We start from the raw sequence: 13,221 nt of genomic DNA, 5'->3' as shown, positions 1-13,221 counted from the left end.
TCGCATGTTCGATCTGAATGATTTGTACCTGTACACCAAGGTGGTGGAGCACGGTGGCTTCGCCCCCGCCGGCCGCGTCCTCGGCTTGCCCAAGTCGCGCCTGAGCCGGCGTGTTGCCCTGCTCGAGGAGCGCCTGGGCGTGCGTCTTATCCAGCGCTCCACCCGCCAGTTCGCCGTCACCGAGGTGGGCCTGGAGTACTACCATCACTGTGTATCGATGATGGACCGGGCCTATGCCGCCGAAGACGCGATTGAGCGCAGCCGTGCGGTGCCCAGCGGCATCATTCGCCTGGCCTGCAGCACCTCGCTGCTGGACGCGCGCCTGGCGCCGATGCTGGCGCGTTTCATGGCCGAATGTCCGGTGGTGGAACTGCTGGTCAAAAGCTACAACCGGCGGGTCGATGTCATCGGCGAGGGCTTCGACCTGGTCCTGAGCGTGCGCCATCGACCACTGGAGAGCAGCGAGCTGGTGATGCGCAAGCTGGCCCATAGTCGCCAATGCTTGGTGGTCGCCCCCAGGCTGCTGATCGGACATGAGCAACCGCTGCGCCCCTCCGACCTGTTCGAACTGCCGAGCCTGGGCTGGGGCGCCAATGTGCAGGAGTACACCTGGGACCTGGACGGGCCGGACGGTGCCGTGGCGTCGATTCGCTACCGGCCCCGCCTGGTGTCGGACGATGTCGCGGTGCTGCGCCAGGGTGCGTTGGCAGGTGTCGGTGTGGTGTTGCTCCCCGAGGAACTGGTGCGCGACGACCTGGCGGCCGGGCGCCTGGTGCATGCCTTGGAAGACTGGACCCCACGCAAGGGCGAGATCGTTGCGCTGTTCCCGTCACGACGCGGGGTGATGCCTGCGGTGCGCAAGCTGATCGACTTTTTGGTAGAGGCGTTCGAGCAGGAAGCCGAAGGCCTGATGCAACAAACCCCTTGAGGCGGCGAGCCTCAAGGGGTTTGTCGTTGACCGGGCAGGATCAGACGTTGAAGCGGAAGTGCATCACGTCACCGTCCTTGACGATGTAGTCCTTGCCTTCCAGACGCCATTTGCCGGCTTCCTTGGCGCCGCCTTCACCCTTGTACTGGATGAAGTCGTCATAGGCCACGACTTCGGCGCGGATGAAGCCTTTCTCGAAGTCGGTGTGGATCACGGCGGCGGCTTGCGGCGCAGTGGCACCGACACGTACGGTCCAGGCGCGGACTTCCTTCACACCCGCGGTGAAGTAGGTCTGCAGGTTGAGCAGGGCGTAGCCGGCGCGGATCACGCGGTTCAGGCCAGGCTCTTCCAGGCCCAGGGCCTCTAGGAACATGTCCTTCTCCTCGCCTTCTTCAAGCTCAGCGATCTCGGCCTCGATCTTGTTGCACACTGGCACCACGACCGCGCCTTCTTCCTCGGCGATGGCCTTGACCACATCCAGGTGCGGGTTGTTCTCGAAGCCGTCCTCGGCCACGTTGGCGATGTACATCACCGGCTTGCTGGTCAGCAGGTGGAAGCCGCGGATCACGGCCTTTTCCTCGACGCTCATGTTCTTCATCAGGCTGCGCGCAGGCTTGCCATCGGTGAAGTGGGCAATGAGCTTTTCCAGCAGGGCTTTCTGGGCCAGGGCTTCCTTGTCACCGCCCTTGGCGTTGCGCGCGACCTTCTGCAGTTGCTTCTCGCAGCTGTCCAGGTCGGCGAAGATCAGTTCCAGGTCGATGATCTCGATGTCACGCTTGGGGTCGACGCTGTTGGAGACGTGGATCACGTTCTCGTCTTCGAAGCAGCGCACCACGTGGGCGATGGCGTCGGTCTCGCGGATGTTGGCGAGGAACTTGTTGCCCAGGCCTTCGCCCTTCGAGGCACCGGCGACGAGGCCGGCGATGTCGACGAATTCCATGGTGGTCGGGATCACACGCTCAGGCTTGACGATCTCGGCCAGGGCGTCGAGGCGTGCATCGGGCATCGGCACGATGCCGCTGTTCGGCTCGATGGTGCAGAAGGGGAAGTTCTCCGCCGCGATACCGGACTTGGTCAGGGCGTTGAACAGGGTGGACTTGCCGACGTTGGGCAGGCCGACGATGCCGCAATTGAAACCCATGGGAATTCCCCTCTCTAGGAAATCAGGCCTTCTGGCTGTGCAGTTCGCGCATCGCCTTGGCGAAATCGCCGGCGAGCACGTCCGGCATCACGCCGAGGGCAAAATCGATGCTGGCGTCGAGCTTCTCCTGCTCGGCGCGCGGTGCGCGGCCCAGGACGAAGTTGGAGACCAGTTTGGCGTCACCCGGGTGGCCGATGCCGAGCCGCAGGCGATGGAAGTCGTTCTGGTTGCCGAGCTGCGCGATGATGTCGCGCAGGCCGTTGTGCCCACCATGGCCGCCGCCTTTCTTGAGTTTGGCGACGCCCGGGGGCAGGTCGAGTTCGTCATGCGCCACCAGGATGGCCGCCGGTGGGATCCGGAAGAAATTGGCCAATGCCGCGACGGACTGGCCGCTGCGGTTCATGTAGGTGGTGGGAATGAGCAGACGAACGTCTTGGCCCTGATGGCTGAACTTAGCCGTCAGGCCGAAATACTTGCGGTCAGCGTTCAGCGATACACGCTGGGCGCTGGCGAGGCGTTCAACGAAAAGAGCCCCTGCGTTATGCCGGGTCTGTTCGTATTCGGGGCCGGGGTTACCCAGGCCGACGATCAACTGGATGGCGGTCACGTCAGGGGCTCTTCCTTGGAGTTGGTGGGTCACGGTGCGCGCGGCACTGTAACCCGATCAACGCCGGCGTGCGAGTGGATTACTCGGCAGCGCCTTCAGCAGCGTCAGCGGCTACGCGCGGGGCGTGGACGTTGGCAACAGCTTTGTCATCACCGTGGGCCAGAGCGACGAACTCTACGCCTTTCGGAGCTTTCAGGTCCGACAGGTGGATGATGGTGCCGATTTCAGCCTTGGCCAGGTCGACTTCGATGAACTCAGGCAGGTCTTTGGCTTCGCAGGAAACTTCGATCTCGGCTTCTACGTGGGAGATCTCGCCGCCTTTCTTGACCGGGGCTTCTTCGTTGATGAAGTGAACCGGTACCTTGGCGGTCAGCTTCTGGCCAGCAACGACGCGAACGAAGTCGGCGTGCATGATGAAGCCTTTGGCTGGGTGACGCTGCAGGGCCTTGACGACGACGTTCTGCTTGGTGCCGTCAACGTTCAGTTCCAGAACGTGGCTGAAGGCAGCTTCGTTATCGAACAGCTTGGTGATTTCCTTGGCCAGGATGGTCAGGGATTGGGCTTCTTTGCCACCACCGTAGACAACGGCTGGGATGTTGGCGGAATGACGCAGGCGGCGGCTCGCACCTTTCCCCAGGTCAGTACGCGCTTGGGCGTTCAGGATGAAATCGGTCATTTTGTATCTCCAAAATAGCCTCCCGTATGGCGTTTGCGACCAGCGCCATCAGGATTGGCAAAAAAGCCCCGCCCCGACAAGGTGCCGGGGCGGGGCGCTTTTCGTCAGCGAGCGTTCCGCTTAGCGGAACATCGCGCTGATCGATTCTTCGTTGCTGATACGGCGAACCGCTTCAGCGACAACCGGTGCGATATCCAGCTGGCGGATACGGTCACAGGCTTGAGCAGCGGCGGACAGCGGGATGGTGTTGGTCACCACCAGCTCGTCCAGCACGGACTTCTCGATGTTCTCGATCGCACGACCCGACAGTACCGGGTGCGTGCAGTAGGCATAGACCTTGGCAGCGCCGTGGTCTTTCAGGGCCTTGGCCGCGTTGCACAGGGTGCCGGCGGTATCGACCATGTCGTCTACCAGGATGCAGGTGCGTCCTTCGACGTCGCCGATGATGTGCATCACTTCGGAGTGATTGGCCTTTTCACGGCGCTTGTCGATGATACCCAGGTCGACACCCAGGGACTTGGCGACGGCACGTGCGCGCACGACACCACCGATGTCCGGGGAGACGATCATCAGGTTCTCGAAACGCTGGTCTTCGATGTCGTCGACCAGTACGGGCGAGCCGTAGATGTTGTCGACGGGAATATCGAAGAAGCCCTGGATCTGGTCAGCGTGCAGGTCGACGGTGAGTACACGGTCGATACCCACGACAGTGAGCATGTCAGCGACGACTTTGGCGCTGATGGCTACACGTGCCGAACGCGGACGGCGGTCCTGGCGGGCGTATCCGAAGTAAGGAATCACGGCAGTGATTCGTGACGCTGAGGAGCGGCGGAAGGCGTCGGCCATCACTACCAGTTCCATCAGATTGTCGTTGGTAGGGGCACAGGTTGGCTGAATGATGAAAACGTCCTTACCACGAACATTCTCATTGATCTCAGCACTGATTTCGCCGTCGGAGAATTTACCGACAGAAACATCACCCAGTGGAATATGCAGCTGACGTACGACACGCCGAGCCAGATCGGGGTTGGCATTCCCCGTGAAGACCATCATCTTGGACACGCGCAGTACCTGAAGGCTGAGGGTAACCTGGATGAGTATAAGGAAAATGGCAGGGGCGGCTGGATTCGAACCAACGCATGGCAGGATCAAAACCTGCTGCCTTACCGCTTGGCGACGCCCCTGTATCTGTTGCTGCGAGTACCGAATACTCGACTTCTAGAGCAGGCTCTGCAGCTTGCGATGCAACATCGAAATGTTGCTTCCCTTTGCCACAAACCCTGTTTGGGCCTCTGAAAGAAGGGCCAGAACTTTATCAGCTTCGGCTTTGCTTGGGAAGGCCCCAAACACACAACTTCCAGTGCCGGTTAGACGAGCTTCAGTGTATTTGCCCAGCAAATTCAATGCATTGCGAACTGCTGGATAACTTTGCTCTACCACCGGTTGGCAGTCATTTCGACTGTTTCCCTCGGGAACGGGGCGCATCTTAAGGGGGAGGGAATTGCGTGTCAACTCTGGATGCGAAAAAATTTCCGCTGTGCTGACAGACACTTGCGGCACCAGTACGACGTACCAGGGCTCTTCGGGGTCCACCGGGGTCAGTTGCTCACCCACGCCTTGGGCGAAGGCGGCGTGGCCGCGGACGAACACCGGCACATCGGCGCCAAGCCCCAGGCCCAGGTCGGCCAGGCGGTCTTCGTCCCAGCCCAGTTGCCACAGATGATTGAGCGCCAGCAGGGTGGTTGCGGCGTTGGAGCTGCCGCCACCGATGCCGCCGCCCATGGGTAGGATCTTGTCCAGCCAGATGTCGACGCCGAGCGTGCAGCCCGATTGGTGTTGCAGTTGGCGTGCAGCCTTCACGATCAGATTGCTGTCGTGGGGCACGCCGGCGATGTCGGTGCGCAGGTGGATCTGGCCATCGTCACGCAGGCTGTAGTGCAGCTGGTCGGCATGGTCGAGAAACTGGAAGACGGTTTCCAGCTCGTGGTAACCGTCGGGGCGGCGACCGATGATATGCAGCCACAGGTTGAGCTTGGCCGGGGCGGGAAGGGTGAGCATGGCCATTGATCAATGCCCCAGCTGGCGTGGCTGCCAGTCCTTGACCACCAGGGTAACGTCCAGGTCCTGGCCGTGCAGCTTCAGGCGCTCAGGTAGCCAGTAGCCGTTCTGTTGGGTGTAGCTCAGGTACTGCACCTGCCAGCCATCCTGGGTCAGGCTGGCCAGGCGGCTGTCGCCGTCCAGGGTCAACTGGCTCTTGCTGTCGGGGGCAGGCAGGCCACGGACCCACCAGACCAGGTGCGAGACCGGCAGTTGCCAGCCCAGTTGTTCTTCGAGCAGCGCCTCGGGGCTTGGTGCTTCGTAGCGGCCCTGGTTGGCCACTTCCAGCACCACGCCGCCGGGGCGTCCGGTCAGGCGTGCCGCCCCGCGACCCAGGGGGCCGGCCAGGCGGATGTCGTAGTAGTCCTGGCGTTGCAGCCAGAACAAGGTGCCGCTGCCCGAGTCACGGGGGGCGCGAATGCCGACCTTGCCGTTGATCTGCCAGCCGTCGAGGGTGCTCAACTGCTCTTTATGGGCGCGCCACAACTGTGGGTCGCCGTGGCCTTGCAAGGATTCACGGCTACCGAATCCGGCGCAGCCGGCCAGCAGGGCGATCAGGGTAAAGGTGATGCAATGACGCAGGAACATGGTTTACAGGGTCTCTGATCCGGTCAGGCGCAGGAGAGTCTTGCGCAAGATTTGGCTGTCGGGTTGGCCCTCGAAGGCCTTGGCCCAGACCTGGCGGGCTTCGCGGCGTTTGCCATTGGCCCAGAGGACTTCACCCAAGTGGGCTGCCACTTCGTGGTCGGGGAAGCGCTCCAAGGCCTGGCGCAGCAGGCGTTCGGCTTCGTCGAGGTTGCCCATGCGGTAGTTGACCCAGCCCAGGCTGTCGAGCACGGCTGGGTCGTCCGGGGTGAGCTGGTGGGCTTTTTCGATCAGCGCCTTGGCTTCGGCGTAGCGGGTGGTGCGGTCGGCAAGGGTGTAGCCGAGCGCGTTCAGGGCCATGGCGTTTTCCGGCTCGCGCTGGATGATGGCGCGCAGGTCTTTTTCCATTTGCCCCAGGTCATCGCGCTTCTCCGCCAGCATGGCGCGGGTATAGAGCAGGTTGAGGTCATCCGGGTAGCGCTTGATCGCCTGGGCCAGGACTTGTTCGGCCTGGGCCTCCTTGCCGTTGTTGCCGTAGCTTTCCGCCTCGATCAGGTACAACTGGATGGCGTAGTCCGGCTGGGCCTCGCGGGCTTCGCCGAGCAGGCGCGACGCCTCGCTGGCACGCCCGTTGGCAATGAGGATGTCGGCCTGGCGCAATTGTGCGGGCAGGTAGTCGGGGCCAGGGCCTACCAGGGCGTATTCACGCAGGGCGGCCTCGGGATCGCCGCGCTCTTCGCGCAGGCGGCCCAGGTTCAGGTGTGCGGCGTCGACATTGCTGTCGCGTTCGACCAGCTCCTGCAGATACCCCTCGGCCTCGTCCCAGCTCTTGGTTTCCAGGCAGACCAGGGCGAGCGAATAGCGCAGTTCGTCATCTTCAGGGTATTGCTGAAGCAGACTCTCGAATTCGGCCTTGGCGTCTGCCATGCGGTCCTGCTCGACCAGGGTGCGGGCGTAGGTCAGGCGCAGGCGCTTGTCGTCCGGATTGTCGCGAATCGCCCCGCGCAGCAGTGGCAAAGCCTCCGAGCCACGGTCCAGGCCCTGCAGCAGGCGGGCGCGCAGCAATACCGGGGCGACTTCGCCGTTTTGCGGCGGGTGCGATTCGAGTAGTTCGAGGGCTTGCTCGGTCTTGCCATCCTGGTTCAGCAGCAGTGCTTTGCCAAACACCAACTGGCCGTTGTCCGGATATTTGATCAGCAGACGGTCGAAGCTTTGCAGCAGGCCGTCGCGGGTGTTCTGGTCGGTTTCGGCTGCGGACAGCGCGAGGAAGTCGAAATGGGTGTCGCCCTGGCCCTGGAGGACCTTCTCCATGTATGCCATGGACTCGTCGTAGCGTCCGGCGCGCGCCAGCTGAATGGCGGCGGCGCGTTGGGCATCGAGGTTCTGCGCATCGTTGCGCGCCCAGATCATCGCGGTGTCCAGCGCAGGCTCGTCGGCACCGAGGTATTCGGCGATGCGGTAGGCGCGCTCGGAAACGGCCGGGTCCTGGGTCTTCTCGGCCTGGTCGACATAGTTGGCCAGGGCGATGTCGAAACGGTTGCGTTGCCCGGCCAGTTCCGCCACCAGCAGGCTATAGAGTGTTTCCTCCTTGAACGAGCCGTACACCACAGGCTTTTCCGGTGCGCCTTTGCCTGCCACGGCAACGGGCGACGCGGCCTCGTTCTTCTGCGGGGCCAGGCTTTGGCAGCCCTGGAGCAGGGCGAGGGCAAGCAACAATGCGTAGGACTTGTTCATAAAGAAGGCTTTGGATACCGGCGGTCGGAGCATGATGACACAAGCGCGATGGCAAACCCACCTGCGAAGGTCGTGGTTGCGAGGTTTCGGATTGTTCGGACCATTCTATGAGCGGGTTGTTCTGGACTTTCGAAATCACCGGACCAAAATCCCAATCCCGCTTTTGCTTTTAATTGCACAAATTAGTTCAGGCGCCGGCAATCGCGACTTCAGGAGGCCGAGTGCAGGTGCCTGTAGGGGCAGGCGCGCAGCGCCCTTCGGCGTCAGCCGAAGTTGCGAGATGGAGACTTGCGCAGCAAGTCGGAGGCCGCGAAGCAAGTCGGAGGCCGCGAAGCCCAGTAAGGCGCCGGAGCGGAGGGGCCGGATGCAGGAGCAAGCGGTTTTTGCCTCCTTTTTGCCAAGACAAAAAGGAGGTCGCCGTAAGTGCGAAAAGGTGAGTCTGCGTCGGCGCAGGGAACGGATATTCACACGCTGTAAATGCCCACCGGCGGTGTTTGGGCCATCGTGCACCAAAAAGCCAAAGCCGATAGGGTGAGAGCGAGGGCTGTCAGTCACTGTATGTGCTCGTAGCGTCTGGCCGGCGCAACGGCCCGCCACCGTCGATAGCCCTCGGGTATCGCGACAATAGCGAACGGTGGTTGTTCTGAAACCTGCGAAGTAGGACAATTATCGGCTTCTCGTCTCAACCAGCGACCTTGCATGGCCTTTCTTGCACTTGGTATCAACCATAAGACTGCCTCGGTAGACGTACGCGAGCGCGTGGCGTTTACGCCAGAGCAGCTGGTCGATGCCCTGCAGCAGCTTTGCCGACTGACCGCCAGCCGTGAGGCGGCGATCCTGTCGACTTGCAACCGCAGTGAACTCTATATCGAACAGGACCACCTGGCCGCCGACGCCGTGCTGCAGTGGCTGGCTGAGTATCATCAGCTCAACCTCGAAGAGCTGCGTGCCAGCGCCTATATCCACGAAGAGCATGATGCGGTCAAGCACATGATGCGCGTGGCCTCGGGCCTGGATTCGCTGGTGCTGGGCGAGCCACAGATTCTCGGCCAGATGAAGTCGGCCTACGCCGTGGCCCGCGAGGCCGGGACTATCGGCCCGCTGCTCGGGCGCCTGTTCCAGGCCACGTTCAGCGCCGCCAAGCAGGTGCGCACCGACACCGCCATCGGCGAGAACCCGGTTTCCGTAGCCTTCGCCGCTGTCAGCCTGGCCAAGCAGATTTTCAGCGACCTGGGTCGCAGCCAGGCGCTGCTGATCGGCGCTGGCGAGACCATCACCCTGGTCGCCCGCCACCTTCATGAGCAGGGTGTACGGCGTATCGTCGTGGCCAACCGTACCCTGGAGCGCGCCAGCATCCTGGCCGAACAGTTCGGTGCCCATGCGGTGCTGCTCTCGGACATCCCTCAGGAGCTGGCCAACAGCGACATCGTCATCAGTTCCACCGCCAGCCAGTTGCCGATCCTCGGCAAGGGCGCGGTGGAAAGCGCCCTGAAGCAGCGTCGGCACAAGCCGATCTTCATGGTCGATATCGCTGTGCCAAGGGACATCGAAGCGCAGGTTGGCGAGCTTGATGACGTCTACCTTTATACGGTCGATGACCTGCATGACGTCGTCGCGGAAAACCTCAAGAGCCGCCAAGGCGCGGCCCAGGCCGCCGAGGAGCTGGTGTCGGTCGGTGCCGAAGACTTCATGGCGCGCCTGCGCGAGCTGGCCGCGGTGGATGTGCTCAAGGCCTATCGCCAGCAAAGCGAGCGCCTGCGCGACGAAGAACTGCAAAAGGCCCAGCGCCTGCTGGCCAATGGCGGCAATCCCGAAGAGGTACTGGCCCAACTGGCCCGTGGCCTGACCAACAAATTGCTGCATGCGCCCAGCGTGCAATTGAAAAAGCTCTCCGCCGAAGGCCGCCTCGATGCGCTGGCCATGGCCCAGGAACTCTTTGCCCTCAACGAGGGCTCGACGGACAAAACCCCGCAATGAAAGCGTCGCTGCTCAATAAACTGGACACGCTCCAGGACCGCTTCGAAGAACTCACCGCGCTCTTGGGCGATGCCGAGGTCATTTCCGACCAGACCCGTTTCCGCGCGTATTCGCGTGAATACGCCGAAGTCGAGCCAGTAATCGACGCCTATAAGGAGTGGCGAAAGGTCCAGGACGATCTGGCCGGCGCCCAGGCGCTGCTCAAGGACAGTGACCCGGACCTGCGCGAGATGGCCGTCGAGGAAGTGCGTGAGGCCAAGGAGCAACTGGTCGGCCTGGAGGCCCGGTTGCAACGTATGTTGCTGCCCAAGGATCCCAACGACGGGCGCAACGTATTCCTCGAGATCCGCGCCGGTACCGGTGGTGACGAGGCGGCGATCTTCTCGGGCGACTTGTTCCGCATGTATTCGCGTTACGCCGAAAAACGTGGCTGGCGTCTGGAGATTCTCTCCGAGAACGAAGGTGAGCACGGCGGCTACAAGGAGATCATCGCCCGGGTCGAAGGTGACAGTGTCTACGGCAAGCTCAAGTTCGAGTCCGGCGCGCACCGCGTGCAGCGCGTGCCGGAGACCGAATCGCAAGGGCGTATCCACACCTCCGCCTGCACCGTGGCGGTCTTGCCGGAGCCGGACGAACAGGTCGCGATCGAGATCAACCCGGCCGACCTGCGTATCGATACCTACCGCGCCTCGGGCGCCGGTGGTCAGCACGTCAACAAGACCGACTCGGCGATTCGCATCACCCACCTGCCTACCGGCATCGTGGTCGAATGCCAGGAGGAGCGGTCGCAGCACAAGAACCGTGCCCGGGCCATGTCCTGGCTGTCGGCCAAGCTCAATGACATGCAGACCAGCGCCGCGCAAAACGCCATTGCCACCGAGCGCAAGCTGCTGGTGGGTTCGGGCGATCGCTCCGAGCGTATCCGCACCTACAATTATCCACAGGGCCGGGTGACCGATCATCGCATCAACCTGACCCTGTACTCCCTGGATGACATTCTGGCCGGGGGCGTCGATGCGGTCATCGAACCCTTGCTCGCCGAATACCAGGCCGATCAGTTGGCCGCCCTGGGGGATTGAATGACCATCATCGCCAGCCTGCTGCGCGACGCGCAGTTGCCGGATTCCCCGACCGAGCGCCTGGACGTCGAGCTGTTGCTCGCCGCTGCCCTGGGCAAGTCGCGCAGTTATCTGCACACCTGGCCCGAGCGCATCGTCAGCAGCGAGGCCGCCGAGACGTTCGCCGGCTACCTGGCGCGTCGCCGAGCCGGTGAGCCGGTGGCCTACATCCTGGGCCAGCAGGGTTTTTGGAAGCTCGATCTTGAAGTCGCGCCGCACACCCTGATCCCACGTCCGGAAACCGAGTTGCTGGTAGAAGCGGCGCTGGAGCTGCTGCCCATGCGACCTGCGCGGGTGCTTGACCTGGGCACTGGCACCGGCGCCATTGCCCTGGCCCTGGCCAGCGAGTGCCCGGCCTGGCAGGTAACGGCACTGGACCGCGTGCCCGAAGCCGTGGCCCTGGCCGAGCGCAACCGTGATCGCCTTGGCCTGGCCAATGCCCAGGTACACCTGAGCCACTGGTATGACGCCGTGGCTGGCGAGCGCTTCGACTTGATCCTGAGCAACCCCCCTTACATCGCTGCCGACGACCCGCATCTGGTCGCAGGCGATGTACGCTTCGAGCCCAGCAGTGCCCTGGTGGCGGGGCAGGATGGCCTGGATGACCTGCGAGTGATCATCGCCCAGGCGCCGGATCACCTGTCGGCCGGTGGTTGGCTGCTGCTCGAACACGGTTACGACCAGGCCTCGGCCGTGCGTGAGCTGCTCACCCGCCACGGCTTTATCGACGTGGCCAGCCGACTCGACCTGGCCGGTCACGAACGCATTTCCATGGGACGACTGCCATGCTGAGTGATCAGGAACTGTTGCGCTACAGCCGGCAGATCCTGCTGGCCCAGGTGGATATCGACGGCCAGTTGCGGCTCAAGCGCAGCAAGGCGCTGGTGGTAGGGCTCGGGGGGCTTGGTTCGCCGGTGGCTCTGTACCTGGCCGCGGCCGGTGTGGGCGAGCTGCACTTGGCCGACTTCGACACCGTCGACCTGACCAACCTGCAACGCCAGGTCATCCATGACAGCGACAGCGTGGGCATGAGCAAGGTCGACTCGGCGTGCAAGCGTCTGGAGGCGATCAACCCCGAGGTCAAGCTGGTTCCGCACCGCGAGGCGCTGGACGAAGATTCGCTGGCCGCGGCCGTCGGCGCGGTCGACGTAGTGCTGGACTGCTCCGACAACTTCTCCACCCGCGAAGCGGTCAACGCCGCCTGCGTCGCCGCGGGCAAGCCGCTGGTCAGCGGCGCGGCGATTCGTCTGGAAGGGCAGCTGTCGGTGTTCGACCCCCGTCGTGACTACAGCCCTTGCTACCACTGCCTCTATGGGCATGGCAGCGAGGCCGAGCTGACGTGCAGCGAGGCGGGTGTGCTCGGTCCATTGGTGGGCTTGGTGGGCAGCCTGCAAGCGCTTGAGGCGATGAAGCTGCTAGCTGGCTTCGGCGATCCCCTGGTGGGGCGCTTGCTGTTGATCGATGCGCTGGGCACGCGCATGCGCGAGCTGCGGGTCAAACGCGACCCCGCGTGCGCCGTCTGTGGCAGCCAGCATGGCTGAGCGTTCGGCGCCGGTGGGCGTGATGGATTCCGGGGTCGGCGGTCTGTCGGTGCTCGCCGAGATCCAGCGCCTGTTGCCCAACGAATCGCTACTGTATGTCGCCGACAGCGGCCATGTGCCGTACGGCGAAAAATCGCCGGACTACATCCGCCAGCGCCTGCGCCACATTGCCGGGTTCTTCCACGCACAAGGCGCCAAGGCGATGGTCCTGGCCTGTAACACCGCGACCGTGGCGGCAGTGGCCGACCTGCGCGAGCTGTACCCGGATTGGCCGCTGGTGGGCATGGAGCCTGCGGTCAAGCCGGCCGCTGCGGCGACGCGCTCTGGCGTGGTCGGGGTGCTGGCCACCACCGGCACCTTGCAGAGCGCCAAGTTCGCAGCCTTGCTCGATCGTTTCGCCAACGATGTCCAGGTCATCACCCAGCCGTGTCCTGGTCTGGTGGAGCGCATCGAGGCAGGGGATCTCGACAGTCCGCAACTGCGCCAGTTGTTGCACGGCTATGTGCGGCCTTTGCTGGACGCAGGTTGCGACACGATCATCCTTGGCTGCACCCACTACCCCTTCCTGCGTCCGCTGTTGGCCGGCATGGTGCCGGCGGACGTGGCCATCATCGACACCGGCGCCGCTGTGGCGCGGCAACTGCAGCGCTTGCTAGCGGCGCGGGACCTGCTGGCCGAAGGGCAAGCGCGCGATACCGCGTTCTGGACCAGCGCCGAACCCCAGTCGCTGAGCGACGTGCTGCCGCTGCTCTGGGGCCGTGCTGATCGGGTTCTGCCTTTTCCGCTGTAACAGTGCCCAAGGTCGCGCCGGTAGGCG

Annotated in this window: 13 protein-coding genes and 1 tRNA gene; 6 read left to right on the top strand and 8 right to left on the bottom strand. The window is 63.4% G+C overall.

Annotated elements, in window-relative coordinates:
• The first annotated feature begins 4 nt into the window (after nucleotides 1-4).
• Complete coding sequence (locus ABOA88_RS06405; protein WP_196169757.1) at nucleotides 5-928, top strand: LysR substrate-binding domain-containing protein; 924 nt, start codon at nucleotides 5-7, stop codon at nucleotides 926-928.
• Nucleotides 929-968: 40 nt separating this feature from the next.
• Here ABOA88_RS06405 and ychF read toward each other — a convergent pair whose 3' ends face one another.
• The 8 genes from ychF to ABOA88_RS06365 all read right to left on the bottom strand — a co-directional run bounded on the left by ychF (nucleotide 969) and on the right by ABOA88_RS06365 (nucleotide 7,768).
• Nucleotides 969-2,069, bottom strand: a complete 1,101-nt coding sequence (gene ychF / locus ABOA88_RS06400) for a redox-regulated ATPase YchF (RefSeq protein ID WP_043214908.1) — start codon at nucleotides 2,067-2,069, stop codon at nucleotides 969-971.
• Between the two features lie 22 nt (nucleotides 2,070-2,091).
• Nucleotides 2,092-2,676 (bottom strand): aminoacyl-tRNA hydrolase, encoded by a 585-nt coding sequence (gene pth / locus ABOA88_RS06395; RefSeq protein ID WP_196169735.1) that lies wholly within the window; start codon nucleotides 2,674-2,676, stop codon nucleotides 2,092-2,094.
• 79 nt (nucleotides 2,677-2,755) lie between these two features.
• A complete protein-coding gene (locus ABOA88_RS06390; protein ID WP_043214913.1) occupies nucleotides 2,756-3,352 on the bottom strand; it encodes a 50S ribosomal protein L25/general stress protein Ctc in 597 nt (198 codons plus the stop codon).
• Nucleotides 3,353-3,472: 120 nt separating this feature from the next.
• Nucleotides 3,473-4,414 (bottom strand): ribose-phosphate pyrophosphokinase, encoded by a 942-nt coding sequence (locus ABOA88_RS06385; RefSeq protein WP_043214915.1) that lies wholly within the window; start codon nucleotides 4,412-4,414, stop codon nucleotides 3,473-3,475.
• A gap of 47 nt (nucleotides 4,415-4,461) precedes the next feature.
• A tRNA-Gln gene (locus ABOA88_RS06380) sits at nucleotides 4,462-4,536 on the bottom strand.
• Nucleotides 4,537-4,570: 34 nt separating this feature from the next.
• Nucleotides 4,571-5,416, bottom strand: coding sequence for a 4-(cytidine 5'-diphospho)-2-C-methyl-D-erythritol kinase (ispE, locus tag ABOA88_RS06375; protein ID WP_367851355.1), 846 nt, complete (start codon nucleotides 5,414-5,416; stop codon nucleotides 4,571-4,573).
• A 3-nt stretch (nucleotides 5,417-5,419) separates the two neighbouring features.
• Nucleotides 5,420-6,037, bottom strand: coding sequence for a lipoprotein insertase outer membrane protein LolB (lolB, locus tag ABOA88_RS06370; RefSeq protein WP_196169733.1), 618 nt, complete (start codon nucleotides 6,035-6,037; stop codon nucleotides 5,420-5,422).
• 3 nt (nucleotides 6,038-6,040) lie between these two features.
• Nucleotides 6,041-7,768, bottom strand: a complete 1,728-nt coding sequence (locus tag ABOA88_RS06365; RefSeq protein ID WP_367851356.1) for a tetratricopeptide repeat protein — start codon at nucleotides 7,766-7,768, stop codon at nucleotides 6,041-6,043.
• A gap of 699 nt (nucleotides 7,769-8,467) precedes the next feature.
• Between ABOA88_RS06365 and hemA the strand changes: the two genes are divergently transcribed.
• The 5 genes from hemA to murI are packed head-to-tail and all read left to right on the top strand — an operon-like array spanning nucleotide 8,468 to nucleotide 13,194.
• Nucleotides 8,468-9,745: a glutamyl-tRNA reductase gene (gene hemA / locus ABOA88_RS06360; RefSeq protein WP_196169731.1), complete on the top strand. Its 1,278-nt coding sequence runs from the start codon at nucleotides 8,468-8,470 to the stop codon at nucleotides 9,743-9,745.
• Nucleotides 9,742-10,824 carry a peptide chain release factor 1 gene (gene prfA, locus ABOA88_RS06355; protein ID WP_043215331.1) on the top strand — a complete coding sequence of 361 codons (1,083 nt, stop codon included), beginning with the start codon at nucleotides 9,742-9,744 and terminating at the stop codon, nucleotides 10,822-10,824. The genes hemA and prfA overlap by 4 nt, the downstream gene beginning before the upstream one ends.
• The gene (prmC, locus tag ABOA88_RS06350) at nucleotides 10,825-11,655 is read left to right on the top strand and encodes a peptide chain release factor N(5)-glutamine methyltransferase (RefSeq protein ID WP_196169730.1); all 831 of its coding nucleotides are present in this window, start codon (nucleotides 10,825-10,827) and stop codon (nucleotides 11,653-11,655) included. It abuts the gene before it with no gap.
• Nucleotides 11,649-12,404 carry a molybdopterin-synthase adenylyltransferase MoeB gene (locus tag ABOA88_RS06345; protein ID WP_196169729.1) on the top strand — a complete coding sequence of 252 codons (756 nt, stop codon included), beginning with the start codon at nucleotides 11,649-11,651 and terminating at the stop codon, nucleotides 12,402-12,404. Before prmC ends, ABOA88_RS06345 begins: the two co-directional genes overlap by 7 nt.
• On the top strand, nucleotides 12,397-13,194 hold the full coding sequence (murI, locus tag ABOA88_RS06340; protein ID WP_196169728.1) for a glutamate racemase: 798 nt from the start codon (nucleotides 12,397-12,399) through the stop codon (nucleotides 13,192-13,194). Before ABOA88_RS06345 ends, murI begins: the two co-directional genes overlap by 8 nt.
• Nucleotides 13,195-13,221 lie beyond the last annotated feature (27 nt).

Origin of the sequence: Pseudomonas sp. PKS, from assembly GCF_051913525.1 — a bacterium.
GTDB classification, from domain to species: domain Bacteria; phylum Pseudomonadota; class Gammaproteobacteria; order Pseudomonadales; family Pseudomonadaceae; genus Aquipseudomonas; species Aquipseudomonas guariconensis_D.
Note: the sequence above shows the minus strand (reverse complement) of the source record. Positions and strands in the feature narration are given on the sequence as shown.